Consider the following 23,370-nt stretch of genomic DNA (forward strand, 5'->3'; position numbering starts at 1 on the left):
AGAATAGGACCTTTCGGAACTAACGTTTAAAGGGGTTTGATGCCTATTTGAATAATTGTCTCCTGTTTTTGTACGAAATACGCCCCTCTTTTTCACGAAAGAGGGGTTTCTTTGTATGGTAATTATATTTTGTTGACTTATAATATAAAACAATCTAATCATACACCTGCTCATGAAACAGAATCTGCTAAGGCAAGCTACTATTGCAATACTCTCTTTTTATTCCTTTGTGAGTATTTATGCTCAACCGGTTATTGACGATCGATTTTTATCTTTTGAAGAAAAAAGACTTCCCCATTTTATCCATTCTGATGGATCGAAATTCTCTCTGAGTGATAAGCATTACAAAGATGGTAACTATTCTTTGAAATGGAGCTTTAAATCAGGTGGTGTATTAAGCATTAATAAGGATTTGAAATTTGAAAAAAAGGACCCTACAGGAAAAGACCTCTATCTTTCGGCTTTTATTGTTTGGATTTATAATGAAACGCCTTTGGATGAGAAAATTGAGTTCCAATTTTTGAAAAATGGGGAAAAATGTACCTCTTTTTCTTTTGGAATCAATTTTAAAGGTTGGCGTGCGGCTTGGGTTTGTTATGAACGTGATATGCAAGGCACTCCTGAAGAAGGGATGAATCAGATTCGTATCATTGCTCCTCAGGTAAAAGGGCAGTTGTTTATTGACCATTTGATTACTGCCGTTAAAGTTGATGCTAGACAACAAACGGCGGATTGCCAAGTACCTTTTGTTAATGCTAAAACGACTAGCCATTGGTTAGTCATTTATCCACATTCATTAATTAAACCAGATCTTCCATTGGTTTCTATACAACAAGCTGACCGAGAGGACATCAAGCGGATAGAAGAACGTTTTAAAGGTACTGTATATACGCCTGGGAAACTTACGAATAAGGAAATTGAGGTTATTCGAAAGAAATACAACTTTTACAACATCTCTTATAAAAAAGGTGAGGTGACTGGTCGCCCAATATTTTTAGTGCGTGCTGCAGAGGCGTATGAACGTATGATTCCAAATTGGGATAAGGATATGTTTACCGAAATGGGAGTCGAAATGCGTGAGTATTTTGATTTGATGAAACGCATTGCCGTGGCTTATAATAATGCTAAGGATGAAACCGTAAAGGAGGAGATGAAAGGCCGATTCATGGCAATGTATGATCACATAACTGATCAAGGTGTTACTTATGGAAGTTGCTGGGGGAATATTCATCATTATGGTTATAGCGTTAGGGGACTTTACATTTCCTACTTTTTAATGAAAGAAGCATTGGCAAAAGCAGGGAAACTACAAGAGGCAGAACGTACTCTCTTGTGGTATTCTATAGCGAATGAAGTCTTTATAAAACCTGAGTCTAATGGAATTGATATGGACTCATTTAATACTCAAACAACAGGGCGTCTAGCTGGGATTCTGTTGATGGAAGATACTCCTGAAAAATTGCAATATTTGAAAGCCTTTTCTCGCTGGATTGATTATGGTTGTCGTCCTGCCTTGGGGTTGGGTGGCTCTTTTAAGAAAGATGGGGGAGCCTTTCATCATCGTAATAATTATCCGGCTTATGCGGTTGGTGGGCTTGATGGAGCCACTAATATGATTTATTTATTGAGCCGTACTCGTTTTGCTGTATCTTCAGAAGCTCATTCGACTGTTAAGAATGTTCTATTAGCTATGCGCTTTTATTGTAACAAGCTACATTTTCCTTTAGCAATGTCTGGACGTCATCCCAATGGAAAAGGAAAGTTAATCCCAATGCAATATGGTTTAATGGCGATTTCCGGCTCCCCTAATGGACATGATGCAATTGATCAAGAGATGGCTGAAGCTTATTTGCGATTAATGGATGAGGGTAAAACAGAAGAGATACAACCGGATTACATGCCTAAAACATCCAATGCTAAAGAGAAACAGATTGCTCGCATATTAGTGGATAAAGGCTATAGTGCTGAAATGAATCCACAAGGAAATTTAGCCTTGGGCTATGGATGTGTTGCGGTGCAACGTCGTTCTAATTGGTCGGCTGTTGTTCGTGGGCATTCTCGTTATCTTTGGGCGTCAGAGCACTATTTAGGACACAATTTGTATGGTCGATATCTAGCTCATGGCAGCTTGCAGATTTTAACCGGCAAATTGGGGGAAGCTGTTACTCCTCAAAGTAGTGGATGGCAGGAAGAAGGTTTTGATTGGAATCGCATACCAGGGGTCACTTCTATTCATTTGCCTCTTGAACAATTAAAGGCAAATGTATTGAATGTTGATACTTTTTCCGGCATGGAAGAGATGTTGTATTCTGATGAATGGTTTGCCGGAGGGCTGTCACAAAGCCGTTTGAATGGTAATTTCGGAATGAAATTACATGAACATGACAAATACAATGGCTCTCATCGTGCTCGTAAGTCCTATCATTTTTTTGATGGAATGGTTGTTTGTTTAGGTTCTGATATAGAAAACTCCAATTTGAACTATCCAACAGAAACAACTGTCTTTCAATTGTCTGTTGATAATTTGAAAGATAAAGCTTATTGGGCAAACTACAATGAGAAGGGAAATACTTGGGTCGATCATTTGGGAACAGGTTATTATGTGCCGGTAAAAGCTCGATTAGAAAGGAACTTTCCTCAGTATTCCCGTCGTCAGGATAGTGGAAAAGAAACGAAAGGTGATTGGGCTTCTTTAATTATTGATCATGGTGTGGCTCCTAAGAATGGGGCATATGAGTATGCAGTGATTCCACAGACGACTCAGCGATTTATGAACGACTTTGCTTTTAATCCCTCATATCGTGTCCTTCAAAAAGATCACGATGCACATATTGTGGAATCTTACATGAATAAAACCATTTCATATGTGCTTTTTGAAACTCCTAAATCGTTACTTCCTGGAAACTTGTTGATGAAAACTGATACGGCTTGTTTAGTTATGATACAGCAAGAGGGTAAAGAAAAGTTGCTATTAACAGTTTCTCAACCGGATTTAGCCCTTTATAAGGGCAATAGTGATGAACTTTTTGATGCAAATGGCAAACGGACTGAACGAAGCATTTATTCTCGTCCTTGGATAAATAATGAAAGCGGTGTTATACCGGTAACCATTACCCTTAAAGGGTGTTGGGAGATTACTGAAACACCTTATTGTTCTGTTGTGAAAGCCGATCGAGAGCAGACGGTGTTACGTTTTAATTGTAAAGATGCTGCGAGTTTTGAGGTCGTTTTGAGGGGAAAATGAAAAAGTAATTAGAAATTTGTCACTTACTTCGAGATGTTGTATCTTTGTGAAATGACGAAATGACTATATACTGATTGATTTTGTATAGATAGAGAGGGAATATGCTCCGGCATTTTTCCTCTCTTTTTGATTAATGCTCATAATTTATTCCATAGAGTTGATACGGACTGCCGGTATTTATCTATAGTGGTGCTTTTTGAAATGTTTTTCTTGAGTTTTCGATCAAGTTCGGGTAACAAGTATTCCCAAAATGTTTTCATCTTCATTAATAATTGTCCGTCTCCTCCTTCCAGCCGTTCTTGATTTTTAGTGAATACTTCGTGATGAAAGAGGTAAAGCTTTTCTTTGATAACATCGTTAGGTAGAGTTTGCGAATGGCTGTATTCTAGAGCTAAAGCCGGGTGAGCTAATAGTCCTCGCCCGATCATGATACCCGAAAGGTTTGGAAATAGGTTGCTGATATGATTAATGTCCTCGATGGTTAACAGATCACCATTATAAATTAAAGGGTGTTTGGAAATGGCATGAAAGGCTGCAAATCCTTCTAAATCGACTGCACCTTTATACTGTTGCTTACCTAATCTTGGATGTAGGCATATTGAACTTAGTCGAGTGTCATTCAACATTGAAGCTAACTCAAGGCATTCATTTGGATGCTCCCAACCCAACCTCATTTTTATAGAGAAATCGATTTCTGGATACTGTTCGGTTGCCGTTAATATTGATTCTATCTCTTTGGGATAAGGAAGAATACCTGATCCGTAATGTCTTTTTGCTAATAGTGGGAAAGGGCATCCGAAGTTTATATCGACCTTTCTGTATCCTTTATCGATGAAAAGGTCTAAAATAGATGTTGTCTCATGAATATTGGATGCGATGAGTTGAGGGATAATCTTATTCGAACTATTGTTTTGTGGGTCAATATCTCGAATATCCTTTGGACGAAATCGACCCTTTTCATAACGCACGAATGGTGTGTAATAGGCTGTCACTCCTCCAAAAAATGAAGCGTGAGCATTTCGGTAAATAGCGTCTGTATAACCTTGTAAAGGTGCAAAATGGATTGGAAGTAGAGATTCTTGTGACATTTTTGTATTTTTGCCCCAAAAATACGGTGAATTTCCTTAAGGTGACTTTTAAAAGAACAATTTTGTATTATTTCTGAATAGAATAATCACATTTATAATTCGGTAGGCGTTTATTTTTGTCCAGTCAAAAATAAAACCTCTTTTTTATTACTAAATCTAATTAATTATGCAAATAGCAAAATTAAGATGGTTCCTATTTCTTTCTCTATTAAGTATAGGAATTTTCGTAAAGGCTCAAGTTAAAGTAACCGGACTGGTTACTGATGCAACCGGTGAAGGTATGCCGGGAGTAAACATCACAGTCAAAGGTTCTACTATTGGTGCCATTTCTGATATTGATGGAAAGTACGCCATAGCTGTACCTAGCAAATCTAGCGTTCTTGTCGTTTCGTTTATCGGTTATAAGAAACAAGAAGTAAAAGTTGGAAATCAAACTTTTATTTCGGTTAGACTTGAAGAAGAAGCGACAAACCTTAATGAGGTTGTGATCTCTGCTGGTTACACTGAAATTAAAAGACGTGATTTTACCGGTGCTGCTGGTAAAGCTAACCTTTCGGACATGATGAAGGCACCGATTGGAAGTTTCGACCAGGCTTTGGCTGGGCGTGTAGCTGGTGTTCAAGTGTCGTCTAATGAGGGCGCACCTGGATCAACGTTTAATATTGTGGTGCGTGGTAACAACTCTTTAACGCAGTCCAATTCTCCTTTATATGTTATTGATGGTTTTCCCGTAGAGGACGCTAATGCTGCTGCTATTAATCCTGCAGATATTGAATCATTGGATATCTTGAAAGATGCTTCGGCTACGGCTATTTACGGAGCTCGTGGTGCTAATGGAGTCGTAATCATTACGACTAAAAAGGGAGTTGCCGGTAAACCGACTGTGGTTTATAACGGAAGTTTCAGTGTACAAAAGATCATTAATAAGATTGATATGATGGATCCGTATGAATTCGTTAAATTGCAATCGGAAATTCGTACTCAGGCTGATATGGAAAGTTCTTATTTTGAACCTATAGGTGAAGGAGAGAATGCCATAAAGAGAGACTTGGAATATTATAGAAACGTGCCTTATTATGATTGGCAAGATGAAATATTCCGTACGGCGTATACGCAAAATCACTATGCTTCTTTGAATGGCGGTACTGACGGAACTCGTTATAGTGCGTCGCTTTCTTATATGGACCAACAAGGCGTTATTATGAACTCTGATTTCCAACGGTATCAAGGTCGTCTTAGCTTGGATCAGAAAATAAACGATAAGTTTAAAGTTAATGTAAATGCTAATTATACGCGTGCCATTACTAATGGTGCTTCTCCGTCGAGTACTGTGTCAAGTGCGACAAGTAGTTTGATGTATAGTGTGTGGGGTTATCGTCCGGTGACTTGGGATAACACAGATTTGTTGAACTCATTATACGATCCGGCTGTTGATCAAGCAAATGATTATCGTTTTAATCCAATTCTTTCTTCTAGAGAGGAATATAGAAAACGTATTGAGGATAACCTAGTAGCCAATGGATTTGTAGAGTATACAATATTAAACGGTTTAAAGGCAAAATTTTCTGCTGGATATAGATTGAAGAATGTTACAAGCGAGGCTTTTAATAATTCGAAAACCCGTTATGGTAATCCTAGCCGTTCTGAGGGTGTCAATGCTTCATTACGGATGACGGAGAATCGTTCATGGTTGAATGAAAACACCCTAACCTATGTAAAAACGTTTAGTAAAAAACATAATATTAATGCATTGGCTGGTTTAACTTTTCAAGGAGACTATTCAAAGTATTACCGTATGGACGTACAGCAAATCACAAATGAGGCTTTAGGAATGAGTGGTTTGGACGAAGGTACACCAAAACTGATTGACTCGGCATTGTCTGAATCAAAATTGATGTCTTATTTAGGACGTATCAATTATAACTATGATGGAAAATATTACGCTACAGCCTCTTTCCGTGCCGATGGATCATCAAAGTTTGTTAGCAAGAACCGTTGGGGATATTTCCCTTCAGGATCTTTGGCCTGGAATTTTAATCGCGAAGCCTTTGCTAAGAAGGCATCTAGTTGGTTGAGCAATGGTAAAATTCGTTTGAGCTGGGGTTTGACGGGTAATAACCGTATTTCTGATTTTGCTGCTTATGCTAAACTTTACTCTAGCATTGATACCGAATATTCATTTGCTAACAGTTATTACCCAGGATATTTGTTGAGCTCATTGCCTAATCATGATTTGAAATGGGAGACAACCGAACAAACCAACCTTGGAGTGGACTTGGGATTTTTCGATGATCGCATTAACTTAACAGTGGATGTTTACAATAAGGTAACTAGAGATTTGTTGCTTGATGCTGATCTTCCTTTTACCTCTGGATTCTCTTCTGCCTATAAGAATATTGGTAAGATGCAGAATCGTGGATTGGAAATTACTTTAGATACTAGAAATATTGTATCGAAAGATTTTTCTTGGAGTACAAATTTCAATATTTCATTCAATAGAGGAAAAATTGTGGATCTGAATGAAGGACAAGAAACACTCTTAAGTATGGTTTCATTTGATACCGGATATCAAACACCTTCTTATATCGCTCAAGTAGGTAAACCTGTCGGGCTGATGTATGGATTCGTATTTGATGGTACTTATAAATACGAAGATTTTGATCAAACAGCTTCGGGTACTTATGTCTTGAAATCAACTGTGCCAAACAATGGGGGTGATCGGAGTAGCATTAAACCAGGTTCGGTGAGATATAAAGATATTAATGGAGATGGCGTGGTGAACGATAACGATCGGACGATTATTGGTCGCGGACATCCTCTTCATACCGGAGGTTTTACGAATAACTTCTCGTACAAAAACTTTGATTTATCCATATTTTTCCAGTGGTCTTATGGAAATGATATCATTAATGCCAACCGTCTGTTGTTTGAAAATGGTGAACCTAAAAAGGATACTAATATGTTCGCTACTTATGCTGATCGTTGGACACCTGAGAATCCTATGAGTAATATTCCTGCAGTGCGTGGGCAAGGTCCTAAGGTCTTTTCATCTCGTGTGGTTGAGGATGGCTCATATCTTCGTCTGAAAACAGTTTCATTAGGCTACAATGTCCCTGCTAAAGCTTTGAGAAAGTTCACTCTTTCATCGGCTAGACTTTTTGTTTCTGCAGAGAACTTATTAACCTTTACCTCTTACTCGGGTTATGATCCTGAAGTATCGGTACGAAATTCTGCTTTGACTCCCGGGTTTGATTATTCAGCTTATCCAAGAGCTTATAACTTCTCGGTTGGATTGAACATTGGATTCTAAATTTTAATTCTATCATGACAATGAAATACAATAAGATAGTAACCGCAGTTGCATTATGTCTGAGCTTGAGCTCATGTAACTTTTTGGATACAGTTCCACAAGACTTTGTATCTCCTGAAAACTTCTTTAAAAACAAAGAAGAAGCCTTTATGTCGCTTACCACTGTATACAACAGATTGACTCGCCAAGAAGTGTATGGCAATACTTATCCGTTGATGGTAACTGGCACTGACGACTTAGGATATTATGACCGTAATAATGTACCTATTGGTATCTTTAACAATAATATTAGTACAAGTGATAATGATGTACTAAAACTCTGGCAGAATCTATATGAAGCCATTAACAATGCTAACTTCTTTTTAGAAAATGTGGGCAACGTGCCTGATATGGATGATAAAACACGTACCCTTTATATTGGCGAAGCGAAGTTCCTACGTGCTTATTGTTACTTCCTTTTGGCTCAATGTTGGGGAGATGTTCCTTATAAGACAGAATCGCAAAAGTCGGTAGCTGACGTTAATATTGCAAATACTTCTCAGAAAACGGTTTTTGAGAATGTTGTAGCAGAGATGGAAGAAGCTGAACGTTTAGTTGGAGAAATTGATGAAGTTCCTGCAGGACGAGTAAATAAATCGGCAGTGCGTGGTATTTTGGCACGCGTTTATTTGAAATTGGCAGGTTGGCCAATCAATGGTGGAAAACCGATGTATGAGAAAGCTAATTATTGGGCAAAACAGGTCAATAAAGATGGTAAGCACCAGCTAAATCCTCATTATCAAGAGATTTTTGTAAATCTAGCAGCTGATGTTGTTGATACTAAATATCGTGAATCGATTTGGGAAGCTGAATACAAAGGCAATCGTCAAGATGCGCATGCTGGATCGGGACGATTGGGTAATACTATTGGTATTCTAAATGGGGATGCATCGACTTCTTCTGAAGGCTATTCTTATGGGTTTATCTCATGTACATTGAACTTATGGGATATGTATAATGATCTTAATGGCGACGGTTTAGTTGATGATGGATTTGAAGAGGGAAGTGCCAAAGAAAAAAATCATCCGGATGTACGTAGAGATTGGAATATCGCACCTTACCGTTATGTTAAGAATTCTCAGAATGAGTATATTAAAGGCGGATGGGGATATAAAGGTGATGTAAAGACTGATACTGATGGAAATCCTAGTGGATTGTTCACTGCAACACAATACGTAGAACGTAATGCTGGAAAGTATCGTCGTGAGTATGAGAAAGTATTGCCTCGTGATAAAAATCAGACGCCGATCAATTTCCCAATTCTGCGTTATGCCGATGTATTGTTAATGATTGCTGAAACAGAGAATGAAATCAATGATGGGCCAACTCAAGTGGCATACGACGCCGTTAACGCAGTGCGTAAACGGAGTATTGTCGGTGCGACAGATATTTCCGGTATGGATTATCAGGCGTTCAAGAAGCTAATTAAAGATGAACGTGGTCGTGAGCTTTGCTTTGAAGGCTTGCGTAAATATGACTTGATTCGCTGGGATGATTACTTGACTAATATGAGATTAGTTGCTTTGAATACACAGGATTCTCGTTGGACGGCCGGTAAGAAATTTGCGGTAAGCTATGCTGAAAATGCAAGTGAACGTTACAAATGGTTGCCTATTCCTAATCGTGAATTGGGCTTGAACAAATTGTTATACCAAAACAAGGCGTGGAGATAATGATATTATTGATCATCTAATATGAAGACTAAAATGAAAAAAAATATAATTCTCGGAGGACTCGTTGCAAGCTTGTTTTTTGGATCGTGTGATAGTCTAGCTCCTGAAAGTGTTGATTTTGAAGTGGCTGTTAATAAAACGACGGTCAATGTGGGAGAACCTGTAGAATTCTCTTTCAATGGTAATCCTAACTTTATCACCTTTTTTTCTGGTGAAGATGGACATAAGTATGCCAATAGAAATAGAACGGAGCTTGATCCATCAGATATCACATCATCTACGTTATCTTTTACAGCAGAGTCTAAATACGGAACGCAAACTGAAGCTTTGAAAGTCTATTTGTCGAAAGATTTCCCTGGACTTAATCTAAAAGATGCTGATGCGGACAAAACTTTGATTCAAGGCCATGCTTGGGATGATATCACTGAAGCTTGTGGTTTGTTGGATGGGAAGAAAGTTGTTGTACAGAATTTTGATTTATCAAGCTATCAAGGCGGATTTAATTTGGCTTTTCGTTTCTTAGGAAATACAGAAACTGCTCCGCAACGTACAATCGTTATTTCTGATCTAACGGTTCGTAATGAATTAAAGAATGGTAGCGTGACAGAAGTGAGAGGAAGTGATATGAATTTCTCTTGCTTTGATATAACTCCATCAAACCTAGATGGTGATTTTTATAAGAAAATTGTCTCTGGGACGGCTATTCAAGGAACGTGGAATTTAATTCAGCTAGCTACCTTAAATAAGATTCAGATGCAGGGAGGGACAACTACTCATGCAACTTGGGCCAATAATGATGATTGGTTGTTGACCGATCGCATAAAATTAAACTCTTGTTCTCCTGATATGGGTGAAAACATTAAAGATATTAATCGCCGAGTGACTAATTATAGTTACGTGTTTACTTCTCCTGGTACTTATGTTGTGACTTTCTTAGCTGGAAACGCTTCAGTTGAAGGGCAGGAAACTGTACTCAAAGAGGTCACAGTGGAAGTTAAAGCGGCGGAAGAATAAGATAATAGTATATTCTACCTTAATCAATTAAATCTCCCCTAGGAGGGTGTCTCAAAAGGATACCCTCTTTTTTTATACTATCTATTCGTTTACTTCAAACAGGAATCAACTCTTTATTGATTTTTCATTCTTAACGGTTATTCATTCATGGAATGAACTCATCTGTGTAAAAGATCAATAGAATCAGTTTGGTGTTTATATTTCAAGGACTCTGATGCCCAGAAAGTTGATGGTTTAATTATCAATATAGGCAATCTGATTGCAATAAATTTAATCCAAAGGACTTACCGGGAAAAAGAATATTTTGATTGGAATCTAACTCTTTAAATATTATCTTCGCCATTTTTGCTATCCCATTTTTCTAGTAATAGTAAAAACAATTATCAATAGAACAAACAACAGTCAAAAAGGACAATCCTATTTAGGCTCTCCTTTTTTATACTTAAAATAATAATACGATGAAAAAGAGATTTTTAGTTTTCATGTCAGTCTTTCTTACCTTAACGGCTTCTGCTAGTGAAGATTTGACTTTATTTTACTTGCAGCCAGCTATGGATTGGAATCAAGCCTTGCCAGTAGGAAATGGTTTTATTGGTGGAATGATTTTTGGTGGCGTGGAGCGCGAGCGTATACAATTAAACGATAATACCTTATATAGTGGTGAACCATCTGTTCGAATGGCTACGGTGGATATCCAACCAGAGTTTAGTCAGGTTTGTGATTGGATGGTTAAAGGGGAATACGCCAAAGCCCAAAGAATAATGGAACAGAATTGGCAGGGGCGCTTACCACAAAGTTATTTACCTCTGGGTGATCTATTTCTTGATTTTAATTATGGAATGGAAAATCCACAAGTTACTAATTATCGTCGTTCACTTGATTTGGAACGAGCCTTGTGCTCTACTTCTTATGCGGTGAATGGGGTGCATTATTCACGCGATTGGTTTGCTTCTTATCCTGACCGAGTGATGGTGTGTCGTATTCGTACTTCTCAAAATGCTCCCATTGATTTTAAGATTTCTATGACTTCACCTCATATAACGGCACATGCTTCTTGTGGACAGAACGGTACATATAGCCTTGAAGGACAGGCTCCCGGATATTGCGATCGACGTCCGAAAGACTTATTGATTAAGAATCAGTTGACTGATCTTCATCCTGAATATTTTAAGGAGGGTAAACTGATTCATGACAAGGCCTTGCTTTATGGTGATGAAATTGATGGGAAAGGCATGTTTTTTGAAGGTCGTGTAAAGGTGATAAAGGGAAAAACAGTAGCTGATGACGGACATCTACGCGTGAGTGGTAGAGGAGAAGTTATCTTCTTGGTGACGTGTGCTACAAGCTATAATGGATTAATGAAAAGTCCATCTCGCGATGGAGCTGATTATAAAGAGATCATTGGAAAGCGCTTTCATCAGACTGATCGTTTAAGCTACAAAAAGTTGCAAAATCGCCATGAGGCTGATTATAAACGTTTGTTTAATCAAGCTGCTTTAACATTGTCTTCTGATTCTAATTATACTATGCTACCAACAGACGAACGTATTCTTAAGTTTGGGCAACATCGCGATAATGGATTGGCTGCTATGCTCTTTCAGTTTGGTCGTTATTTGTTGATTGCATCATCCCGTGAAGGAGGACAACCAGCTAACTTACAAGGGTTATGGAATGACCAGATTGTTCCCCGGTGGAATTGTGGTTATACAATGAATATCAATACAGAGATGAATTATTGGCAAGCTGAACTGACTGGATTGAATGAGTGTGCACAGCCTTTATATCGGTTGATTAATGAATTATCGGTGACTGGTGCAGAGGTCGCACAGAAAATGTACCATTTGCCAGGATGGACGGCTCATCATAATACTTCTATCTGGCGAGAAACGTTTCCTACGGATGGTGATCCTAGTTTCTCGTTTTGGTGTATGACTCCTGGCTGGCTTTGTCGTCATTTGTGGGAACATTATCTTTTTACTGGTGATTTGACTTTTCTTCGAGAGCAAGCTTATCCTTTAATGAAAGGAGCTGCAAAGTTTTATGCTTCGTGGCTTGTTAAGAACGAACAAGGATTCTGGGTGACCCCAATTGGGGTGTCGCCCGAGAATATCTTTTTTTCTCCTCAAGGTGAACGTGTAGCAGTGAGTATGGCTCCAACGATGGATATGGCCATTATTCGTGAATTTTTCACTTTTACAGCTCGGGCTGCAGAGGTGCTAAATATTGATCCGGATTTCCATAAAGAATTAATTGAAAAACGTGATGGGCTTTTCCCTTATCAGGTTGGAGCAGAGGGACAATTGCAGGAATGGATGTATGATTTCAAAGAGACCGAACCTCGTCATCGTCATCTGTCACATTTATATGGCGTCTATCCAGGCTGTCAACTAACCTATATGAAAACTCCTGAATTGATGAAAGCGGTACACAGGACTTTGGAATTGCGTGGTGATGAAGCAACAGGATGGTCTATGGGGTGGAAAATTAACCTTTGGGCAAGAATGTTGGATGGTAATCATGCTTATAAGATTATTCAGAATCTTTTCACTCCTGTTGATTTTGGAGGAGTTAATCCTACTGGCGGGGGATTGTATATGAATCTTTTTGATGCACATCCTCCTTTCCAAATTGATGGAAACTTTGGATATACGGCTGGTGTAGCTGAAATGTTGCTTCAGAGTCATGAGAATGAGTTGCATTTGTTACCGGCCTTACCTTCAGCGTGGCCTAATGGTGAAGTAAAAGGTTTGAGAGCTCGTGGTGGATTTATTATTGATTTGATCTGGCACGATGGAGCTGTTAAAACGTTACGTTTGCATTCTTTACTAGGACATTCTTGTCGCATTCGTATTGGTAATGAGGTGGAAACTTTTAAGACGAATAAGGGGGAAAGTTACACTTTTGACTATAGTGATGGTTTGACGTTGACTGCAAAATAAGACTTAAACTATTACGATTAGTATCTTTTATACGAAGATTTGCCGTTTGATTATAGCAACGAATGATTTATGCATTCATTTAGGCTTTCAATTGGGAGCTTAAATGAATGCATTTTTATATGATAATGCTCCTGTAGTTAGCGATTAAGTTTAGTGTTCAATAAGATTTATTATAGAATAGGAGAAGATTAAATACTCCTTTTGGGGAAAGTAATAGGATTGAGTAGAATCCTATAAAATTGCTAGATCATGTGGAGATGACATTCCCCGACAACGATTCAAATTATCGTTGTCGGGGAATCGGTATATAATCGGACTTTCCTTATCGTCCTTTTTGTCTGATCTCTTCTAGTTTCTGACTAAGACGTTTGACAATCTCTTGATTCTGTTGCGCCAAATTTCTTTTTTCTTGTGGATCGGTTGATAGATCGTAAAGCTGGGCTTTAGGATTATTTCCCAGTTCCATTTTTGTCCAGAATTCGATTTGAGGGGCTTGACTAGGTTCTATATATTTCCATTGATCACTAATGATCGAGAGGGTATTATTTAAGTTTTGTTGTACAATATACTCTCTTCCGGTTTCGTCTTTCCCGAGTAAAGTGTTTAAGTGATCCTCACTATCAGGTGCAGCGTGTTTTGCTAGGGGTTGCTTTAATAAACTTGCAATTGAAGCGTAAACATCTATTTGAGAGAAAGGGGCTTGTTGTTTGCTCGGTTTTACTTTATTGGGCCAACGGACGATAAATGGGACCCGCGTACCTGCTTCATAGATACTGTATTTTCCTCCTCGATAATCACCCATTGGCTTATGCCCGTTTAAGAGTTCGAGAGCCTGATCTTGATATCCGTCGTCAATGACCGGTCCATTATCACTAGTGAAGATGAAGATGGTATTCTGAGCAAGATTTAAACTGTCTAAGGTATGCATGATCTCACCGATGGTCCAATCTAATTGAAGGATTACATCACCACGTGTGCCTAGCCCGCTTTTACCTGCAAATCGTGGGTGAGGAATCCGTGGGACATGTACATCTTGTGTACCCATATATAAAAAGAAGGGGTGGGCTTGATGATTGATGATAAAGTTTTTGGCTTTGTCGGTGATAACGTCGGCAATATCTTCGTCTTTCCAAAGAGCACTTTTTCCACCGGTCATCCATCCAATGCGTGGAATGCCATTAATTATGGTATTGTTGTGGCCTTGACTAGGCTTGAGCTTCACAAGTTCCGGATTTTCTTCTCCGGTTGGCCAATTGCCCACTTTGTGATCATAACTCACAGTTATTGGATCGTTTGGGTCTAATCCGGCTACACGACCATTTTCTACAAAAACGCAAGGTACGCGATCGACGGTAGCAGGGATGATAAATTCATAATCGAATCCGATTTCTTGAGTGTTTGGACTAATTTTCTTATTAAAATCTGTACCTCCTTTAGGACCTAATCCCAAGTGCCATTTTCCCACTACGCCCGTGGAATATCCTGCTTCTTTGAGCATATCGGCCATGGTTACGCAAGCCGTGTCGATGATGAGTTCCGAATTGCCAGGGGCAATACCAGTGTTTTGCTGACGCCATGGATACATGCCTGTGAGTAATCCAAATCGTGATGGAGTGCTTGTTGCCGATGTGGCATAGGCATTAGTAAACTGAACGCCTTGACCGGCTAAGCGATCAATGTTTGGTGTGCTCACTCGGGTGGCTCCATAACAACTTAAATCGCCTATACCTAGGTCATCTGCATAGATATAGATAATATTAGGCTTGTCTTGATTGCGATCGACAGGCTTATTCTTTTTCGACGAACAAGAGGCCAATAGAGCAATTCCCGGTAGACAGGAAATAAAAGGGATATAATTTTTCATTACGAGTTTGACTTTTAAGTGTTCTTGTGACAAAGATAACTCAGAAGTCATTCTTGTTAAGCCTGAAAAAATACAACTATAGGCTAAAATTGTTCGTTTTCCTCATTCTCTAAACTTTCTTCTCCTTTGCGGTAAGCTAGAGGACTAACATAATAAATCTCTTTAAAGCATTTACTAAAGTAACGAGGGGATGAAAATCCAATCTTATCAGAAATTTCTGTGATGTTGAGTTCTGGATTGTTCCGGAGCATAACGGCTGCTTTTTTAAGACGTATCGTTAAAATGAAATCGTTAGGAGTTTGTCCAGTGATAGCCTTTAACTTGGTGAATAGATTGGTACGCGCCATTCCCATTTCACGTGCAAAGAAGTTAACGTTGAAATCGGTATTGTCGAGGTTTTGTTCGATAATCGTCATCGCGCGGTCGATCATATCTTTATCCATTGGGTTTGTTGCTAGCATTTGTGCAAAGGCTTGTGGTTGCTTGCTAAATTTTTCTTGCAACAAACGGCGAGAATTCACAAGATTGTTACATCTTGATATCAGTAGATTGGTGTTGAACGGTTTGGTGATATAGTCGTCCGCTCCGATTTTCAATCCTTCAATGTTATGCTCCACAGCAGTGCGAGCGGTCAGTAATACCACAGGAATATGACAGGTATTGAAGTCTGATTTGATCTGTTTGCACAATTCTGTTCCCGACATCTCAGGCATTACAACATCACTAAGCACAATATTAGGCATTTCGTGGAGTATCAGATTGAGCGCTTCTTTACCGTCTGATGCAGTAATTACATCATAAAATGTTGAAAAGATAGAAGACAACATTTCCTTTATAGCTTCATTATCTTCGACGATTAGCATTTTTGCATCTGGAATGCGCTTGTGTGCTTCTTGTTCTATTTCCAGATCAGGGATCAAATCGATTGGAGAAGGTGTTTCTTCTGGTTTTTGTGCCAAGCTATCGCTTTCCTGAATGATTTGCTCTTCATTGAAATGGGCTTGTCCTGTTTTAAGAGTTATCGTGAACTTACTTCCTTTTCCGACTTCACTCGTAACGGATATGGTGCCATGATGAAGTTCGACGATACCTTTTGTTAGTGCCAATCCGATACCGGTTCCTGCACCTGTATTTAACGAATCGAGACGTTCTGTTTGGTAGAAACGGTCGAATATTTTATCAATTTCATTGGTATCTATTCCGCTACCGGTATCATTGATTTCAATAATGACTGATGATTCCTTTTGCGATACCCGAATAAGTATTGTGTCTTCCGGTTGGGTGTGTTTAAGGGCATTCGAAAGGAGGTTGTTGACCACTTTCTGCATTTGCTTCTGATCGTACCAAACTTCAATCTGTTCTTCTTCTTTCTCAAAAAGAAAGTTGATCTGTTTACTGTTGGCATATTCCATAAAGATCAAGTAATTTTCATACAAGAAGTCTACAATGTTGTGGCGAGATACTTTGATTTTCATATGCCCTTGCTCTTGTTTGCGGAAATCCAGAAGTTCGGTGATCAGTTCGCGTAATTGAAGGCTATTTTTATATATGCCTAATATTCGGCTATAGATAGAAGGTGTGAAGGTTTGAACCTGCAATAAGGTTTCAATCTGGCCGACGATTAACGTTAGTGGTGTTCGGAACTCGTGAGAGATGTTGGTGAAAAATCGAAGCTTTGATTGGTTTAGAGCCTCAAGGTCTTCAATATGTTTCTGTTCATATTTTAACGACTCATTGAGTCTAATCTTTGCTTTGTAATTCTTGATGAGGAAAACGAGTAGACTAATTATAGCAATAGTGTAGATGAGATAAGCCCACCATGTTTTATACCATGGAGGTAACACGTGTATGACGAGTCTAGTCTCTTTAATGTTTTGCTTAGCTGTCTTGATAACCAAAGTATATACACCAGGATTAAGATTGGTATACGTAATTATTTTCTGATCTTGATAACTTTGATGCCACTCATCTGAAAAGCCCTCAAGGCGATAAAGGATATCGTCTCGGTTAGCTAGAACAAAATTAGATGTTGTATATTCAATGCTAAACATCGATTGGTTAGCTTTTAGATAAATGGTGGGAGTGTATGATAAAGATTCTTTTAAAATCCCACTCTCATCGCCGGGCATGATCTCTTTGCCATTAACGAGTAAACGAGACAAGAGTATGTTGTAAGGTTTGGGACTAAAGTCCAGACTTTTTTCTTTAAATGAGATCATACCGTCTACACCTCCTAGAAAGACTTCCTTATCTCGTGTGACATAAAGTGAGTTCTCGTTAATAGCACTAAGAGGGAACCCATTGAGCTTGCTATAGTTATAGATTTGTTGCTGTTTATAATTGAATCTTGAAAATCCTTGATTGGTGATAAGTAACAGACTATGTGGCTGTATAGACGACTCACAAACTTTGTAAATGCAATCGCTCGCCAAACCATTTTTTTGCATATCGAAATTCTCAAAACGATCTGATTCGGGATGATAGAGGTCTAGCCCACTTCCAGAAGTTGAGAACCATAAGTTGCCGTAACGGTCTTGAGTAATGTTGTTGATATTATTATTACTGATTGATTTGGGATTATTAGGATCATGGGTATAGTTCTTTAGTCTTTTAGTTTTAAAATTATAAGTATATACTCCTTTGCCAGTTGCAGAGATCCAAAGTGTTCCTGTATTATCAAAAAAGATCGATGAGACCATTTTGATATCATGTCCTTCTTTTAGATCTTTGAAAAGTTGTTCGCATCTTTCTGTTGAGGGGTCGAATAAACAAACACCGTTCTCGGTGGCGATAATCAGCGATGTCTGGTAAGGAATAATATCACGTACAATATCTGATGGGAGGGTGGTGGGGTCTCCTTCTTTCATCTTATAGGCTGTAAATTGATTCGTTTTAAGATTTAATTTATTTAATCCGCCAAGATGTGTACCGATCCACATGATATCGGTACTCTTGTCATAATAGATGGCCTTTACATTGTTATGTGAGATGCTGTTTTTCCCTTCAAGAGGTCTATACCACTTAAAAGTGCGTTCTTTCTTATTGTAGACGTTAACTCCTCCACCTTCAGTACAGATCCAGAGGTTTCCTTTTTGGTCTTCGGTCATTCGACCGATAATTGGGCTACTTAGTCCTTCTTTTTCGGAAGATGCTGCTTTATATCGGGTATAGAGCTCGTATTCCGGGTTAAAAAAATTGACTCCTCCAAAATAAGTACCTAAGAATAAAGTGCCCTGTTCATCTTTTACAATACACCAGATAGATGAATGGGTCAAACTTTCCGCTTTGTTATCTGTTGAATAGACGTGAAAGGATTTGGTTCGAGGGTTATAAAAGTTTAATCCATTGAAAGTTCCTATCCACATATTCCCGTCGTTATCTTCACAACAACTTCTGACGAAATTTGACGAAATACTATTGGTATTCGAAGATTCATTTAAAAAGTGATCAATCTGTCTGTCTTTTTTGATGCAATAAAGCCCATCTTCCCAACTTCCAATCCATATCTTTTGGTTTGAATCTTCGTAGATACTAGTAATATTCCCTTTCTTAATGATCTGGCTGAGCTGTTTGTTTCGATCTAAAAGATAGACCCCGGAATTTGTTGTACCTATCCAAATGGTGTGGTTTTGGTCAATGTGAATGGCCGAGAGTTGTGTGTTTTTTCCTGGTAGGCGATAAAATAAATCAAAATTTCCTGTTGATTGATTATAAGTGAAAAGTTCGTTCTTCTTTCCAATATAAAGCTTGTCTTTATAGTATATTGCGTTGATGCTTCCTTGCAATAACGTTTTGAACTTTTGTGTTCTTAAACTGAATTCTGCGACTCCATCGGTACAAAGAAGATAGATATAATCTTGCCCGTCTCCTGTTATGCGGAGTACGGTATTACTAAATAAACTGTTGGGGTCGTTTTTTTTGAGTTTAAAAGTCTCTATGCTGTTTCCATTATATCGATTTAGTCCTTCCCGAGTTCCAACCCATAGCAGCCCTTGATGATCAATATATAAACTGTTAACGGAAAACTGTGAGAGTCCGTCATCTGTAGTCAGATGTCTAAATGTGATATTTTGTTTTTGAGAATAAACAGATATTGCACTAATAAGGTATAAAAATAGAAGAAGAAGTTTTCGCACGTATTTTGGGGTATTAAGATAATATGGTGGCAAATATATCGTTTTTTATTTTATTTTTGCGTACTCGTTAGAATAAACTCACTTACAATTGTTAATTTATAAACTAAACAACGATGAAACTAAAGAAGATAAATGTGAATGCGATTGAGGCATCCTCGATCCCTGAATTGTTCAGTCGGGCAGGAGTTGAATACCATTCAATCGGATGTGTGAACTGGAAAGAATATGCCTATAAACCGGAGGTGACTTTTGGTATCTCTTATAATGATCAAGGTGTACTTTTGCACTTTAAAGTTAGAGAAGAAAGCGTGCGTGCTAAATATGGCGAGGATAATGGAGCCGTTTGGACAGATTCTTGTGTGGAATTCTTTTCTATTCCGGCTCAAGATGGTGTTTATTATAATATCGAATGTAACTGTATCGGTACGGTTTTAGTTGGTGCAGGTCCAGTGCGTAATGGACGTGAGCATGCTTCTCATGAGGTGACTAAGCTCATAAAACGTTGGTCGAGTTTGGGAACAACTCCTTTTGATGAACGAATTGGGGAGACTGAGTGGGAAGTTGCTTTGGTTATTCCTTATGCTGTATTTTTTAAGCATCAACTGACTTCACTTGCGGGAAATACTATAAAAGCAAATTTCTATAAGTGCGGTGATGAACTTCAAACCCCACATTTCTTGTCTTGGAATCCAATTGGCATTGAGAAACCAGATTTCCATCGTCCAGACTTTTTCGGAGATCTTATTTTTGAATAGAGGTGATCTGAATGTCAGTTTGTTTTCTGCTTAAGAGATCAGAATATTATAAAGAGAGCGAGCTTTAAGTAAGGCTCGCTCTCTTTTGTCTTTTTATTTGAGTTGATGCTGAACCGGCATCATAATAAAACTGAATTCGTAGTCTTGATAAGGTAAACGATATTTCTCAAGAGGAATTGTTCCCCAACTGTTGACACATCCTAATCCCATTTGTGTTTTATCAATGCAAAAGTTGGTATAATTTACTTCTTTAAGTTCTGTGGAATGGCGCTGATCTTTTTGGTTTCCATCATCTAATGATTCTATACTGTAATTGAGTGCAGAAGCTGAGAATGCGGCATCTGATATGAATTTCAATCCTGAACCATCAATTTTGAGAAGATTCCACCAGCGTATATCTGTTTTCGTGCCTGTTTCTTGAGGACGAATATAAGGATAGAATTGTTCTTTTACTGTTTGACGGTATTTCCCAATGCGTGCACTGTGATTTCGGTCGGCATAGTTTTCTATTGGTCCTCTTCCATAGTATTCTACTTCATTAAAAGCTATAGGCATTTTGAGCTGCATTCCAAAACGGAATAAGTCAGAAACTTTTTTGCTGGTATCTGCTTTTAATTTTTGAGTCACCTTAACAGCCCCTTGATTATTGATGGCATAAATCAAACTTAATTTCCCATTTACTGCTGGGATGTCATATTCAGCATGTACAATCGCTTGTTTATTTTCTATGGTTTGTTTTAATGATATCAGCTTGATTTCTGGTTGTTTCCAAACAGCATATCGTTGTTGCAGGCGGGCGCCGAAATCATTATCGGTTGGCGCACGCCAGAAATTTGGAGTAAGCGCGGTTTCATTTTCAATATAGGTGTTCTTATGAACTTGGTACTTACAAAGGTATCCGGAGTGTTTATCGAATTCAATTGTAAAATCCTCTCCCTCAATGACGACATAATTGTAGTCATTATCTTTAATGATAGGCGATGTGATCTCTTTATTATTGACGGGTTGGTTGCTTAAACTTAGTCGATCAAACTCATAAGGTTTGATGCTGAGTTGGTCGTATGCTACAACCTCTCCGGCAGAACGTAATTGATCTTGTGCTTTTAATTTGTAGTTAACATTTAGTAGTAATTCTTGATTGGATTTAGTTGTGCTAGAATCAATCGGAAGTTGAATCTGTTTGGTCTCTTGGGGAGCGATGTTCAGATCCCAAACGATCCCTGATTGTATGGCTTCTCCATTAGAGAGTAATTGCCATTCCATGTAACAGTCGGAAAGATCTTTAAAGAAGTTCTCATTGTATACGGTTAAGATTCCTTTTTGTAAATCTTTTGCTTTGGTCCATATGGATTGGTAGAAGTACGCCACTTCGTAAGCATGAGGATTCGGAGTACGATCTGGGCTAACTAGTCCGTTGTCGCAAAAGTTGTTATCCGATGCATCGTATGGGTTGAAATCTCCACCATATCCATAGATAGCTACTCCATCTTTGTTTTTCCAATGATTTGATTGATCGACAAAGTCCCAAATAAATCCACCTTGATATTTTGGATATTTTCTGACTAAATCCCAGTATTCTTTAAACCCGCCTTGTGAATTACCCATGGCATGAGCATATTCACATTGGATAAGAGGTTTCTGAATAGTTCCTTCGCTGTATTTTTTACACCCGTTATAGTCAAGGTACATTGGGCAGTAAATGTCGGTGAAATCACTAATTCCGGCTTGTTCATATTGAACCGCTCTAGTTTGATCTTCGTCCTTTATCCAAGTGTAGCATTTTTCAAAGTTAGCTCCCATTCCGGCTTCATTACCTAATGACCAGAAAATAATGGATGGGTGATTATATCCGCGCTGTACATTGCGCTGATTACGTTCTAGATGAGCTTTTGCATAAATTGGATTTTTAGCTAAAGATTCTTTTCCATAACCCATCCCGTGCGATTCAACGTTAGCTTCTGCTACTAGGTAGAGACCATATTCATCGCACAGATCGTACCAAAGGTTGGCATCTGGATAATGGCAAGTGCGTACAGCATTGATGTTGAGCTGTTTCATTAAGCGAATATCTTGGATCATACGTTCGCGAGATACAACATATCCTCCATCAGGATCTATCTCGTGTCTGTCGGCTCCTTTAAATAAAACGGCTTGTCCATTGACCAATAACTGCCCATTTTTGAGTTCCACTTTTCGGAAGCCAACTTTAATTGGGATGACTTCTATCACTTGGTTAGCGTTTCGGAGTGTTGCAGTGAGCGTGTATAAGTAGGGCGTTTCAGCACTCCATTTCGCAGGATTATCAATCTTAAGTTGGGTTTTGAGCTGTTTGGCACCTTTGAGAGTTGAACGAACAATGCTCTTGCCGTTCTGGTCAGTTAAGTCTAAGTCAACCGTACCTTGTCCTTTAAGTTTAAGGTCAATGCTTAGGCTCCCGTTCCTATAGCTAGAATCTAAATCAGGTGTTATGCGTATGTCTTCTATGCGTTTTTGATTGCGTGCGTATAAGAAGCAATCACGTCCAACTCCTGAGTAGCGGAAGAAATCTTGGTCTTCTAGATAAGTTCCATCACACCAACGAAAAACCTGGAAAGCAATTAAATTTTTTCCTGGTTTAAGATACTTGGTGATATTGAACTCAGCCTCTAGCTTGCTATCTTCGCTATAACCTACATATTTCCCGTTGATCCATAGATAAAGGTTAGAGGTGACCGAACCAAAATGTGCAAAAACGTCTTTGTCTTTCCATTGGGTTGGAAGAGTGATTTCTTTTCGATATGAACCAACATGATTATTTAAAATGGGTACGTAGGGGGGATTATTTTCGTATTGATTTCTCCAAGCGTAGCCCACATTGACATAGATCGGGTCGCCATAGCCATTTAACTCCCACAAACCGGGAATATTCATTTTATCCCACCCTTTGTCATTATAATCCATTCTATAAAAATCGGTAGGACGAGCATCTGCATTTCTAACCCAATTGAAATTCCAGATGCCATTAAGTGTCATAAAGTTCTCCGATTTCTCTTTTAAACTAGTTTTGGCCTCCTCGGTGTTTGAGTAAGCAAAATAATTCGTGTGCATTGGTGAACGGTTGATTGCGTTCACCTCAGGATTTTTCCATTCGTTGTTTTGTGCGTGCGTGTCAATAAGCCCTAGTGTAAGAGATAGGGCAAAAAATAGTAGTTGTTTTTTCATGACTTATTAGGTTTGATTCTAGGAAGCAAAGATATATTTTTTTTCTTATTTGGAGTTGATTTGTAGCGAAATCCATTTTCTTGTTAAGAAAAATAGGCTGATACAAA

10 protein-coding genes are annotated in these 23,370 nt (G+C 38.5%); 6 read left to right on the forward strand and 4 right to left on the reverse strand.

Going from position 1 to position 23,370, the window contains the following annotated elements; genetic code table 11:
- Positions 1-172: 172 nt before the first annotated feature.
- Positions 173-3,244 (forward strand): chondroitinase family polysaccharide lyase, encoded by a 3,072-nt coding sequence (locus AC4PG5_RS10785; RefSeq protein WP_492028892.1) that lies wholly within the window; start codon positions 173-175, stop codon positions 3,242-3,244.
- Between the two features lie 137 nt (positions 3,245-3,381).
- Here AC4PG5_RS10785 and AC4PG5_RS10790 read toward each other — a convergent pair whose 3' ends face one another.
- On the reverse strand, positions 3,382-4,332 hold the full coding sequence (locus AC4PG5_RS10790) for a tRNA-dihydrouridine synthase family protein (RefSeq protein WP_492028893.1): 951 nt from the start codon (positions 4,330-4,332) through the stop codon (positions 3,382-3,384).
- Between the two features lie 166 nt (positions 4,333-4,498).
- Here AC4PG5_RS10790 and AC4PG5_RS10795 point away from each other — a divergent pair, with 166 nt between their 5' ends.
- The 4 genes from AC4PG5_RS10795 to AC4PG5_RS10810 all read left to right on the forward strand — a co-directional run bounded on the left by AC4PG5_RS10795 (position 4,499) and on the right by AC4PG5_RS10810 (position 13,307).
- Positions 4,499-7,642 (forward strand): SusC/RagA family TonB-linked outer membrane protein, encoded by a 3,144-nt coding sequence (locus AC4PG5_RS10795; protein ID WP_492028894.1) that lies wholly within the window; start codon positions 4,499-4,501, stop codon positions 7,640-7,642.
- 20 nt (positions 7,643-7,662) lie between these two features.
- Complete coding sequence (locus AC4PG5_RS10800) at positions 7,663-9,354, forward strand: RagB/SusD family nutrient uptake outer membrane protein (RefSeq protein WP_492028895.1); 1,692 nt, start codon at positions 7,663-7,665, stop codon at positions 9,352-9,354.
- A 33-nt stretch (positions 9,355-9,387) separates the two neighbouring features.
- Entirely contained in the window at positions 9,388-10,368 is a 981-nt protein-coding gene (locus tag AC4PG5_RS10805) for a DUF5017 domain-containing protein (RefSeq protein WP_492028896.1), read from the forward strand.
- 458 nt (positions 10,369-10,826) lie between these two features.
- Entirely contained in the window at positions 10,827-13,307 is a 2,481-nt protein-coding gene (locus tag AC4PG5_RS10810) for a glycoside hydrolase family 95 protein (RefSeq protein WP_492028897.1), read from the forward strand.
- Positions 13,308-13,629: 322 nt separating this feature from the next.
- Here the strand turns inward: AC4PG5_RS10810 and AC4PG5_RS10815 are convergent, their stop codons facing one another.
- Positions 13,630-15,171 carry a sulfatase family protein gene (locus AC4PG5_RS10815; protein ID WP_492028898.1) on the reverse strand — a complete coding sequence of 514 codons (1,542 nt, stop codon included), beginning with the start codon at positions 15,169-15,171 and terminating at the stop codon, positions 13,630-13,632.
- Between the two features lie 83 nt (positions 15,172-15,254).
- The gene (locus tag AC4PG5_RS10820; protein WP_492028899.1) at positions 15,255-19,307 is read right to left on the reverse strand and encodes a hybrid sensor histidine kinase/response regulator transcription factor; all 4,053 of its coding nucleotides are present in this window, start codon (positions 19,305-19,307) and stop codon (positions 15,255-15,257) included.
- A 113-nt stretch (positions 19,308-19,420) separates the two neighbouring features.
- Here AC4PG5_RS10820 and AC4PG5_RS10825 point away from each other — a divergent pair, with 113 nt between their 5' ends.
- Positions 19,421-20,062 carry a carbohydrate-binding family 9-like protein gene (locus tag AC4PG5_RS10825; RefSeq protein ID WP_492028900.1) on the forward strand — a complete coding sequence of 214 codons (642 nt, stop codon included), beginning with the start codon at positions 19,421-19,423 and terminating at the stop codon, positions 20,060-20,062.
- Positions 20,063-20,155: 93 nt separating this feature from the next.
- Here AC4PG5_RS10825 and lacZ read toward each other — a convergent pair whose 3' ends face one another.
- Positions 20,156-23,263 carry a beta-galactosidase, LacZ type gene (gene lacZ / locus AC4PG5_RS10830; protein ID WP_492028901.1) on the reverse strand — a complete coding sequence of 1,036 codons (3,108 nt, stop codon included), beginning with the start codon at positions 23,261-23,263 and terminating at the stop codon, positions 20,156-20,158.
- Between the last annotated feature and the right edge of the window lie 107 nt (positions 23,264-23,370).

The sequence above is a fragment of the Bacteroides sp. QWL-09 genome, assembly GCF_058683585.1.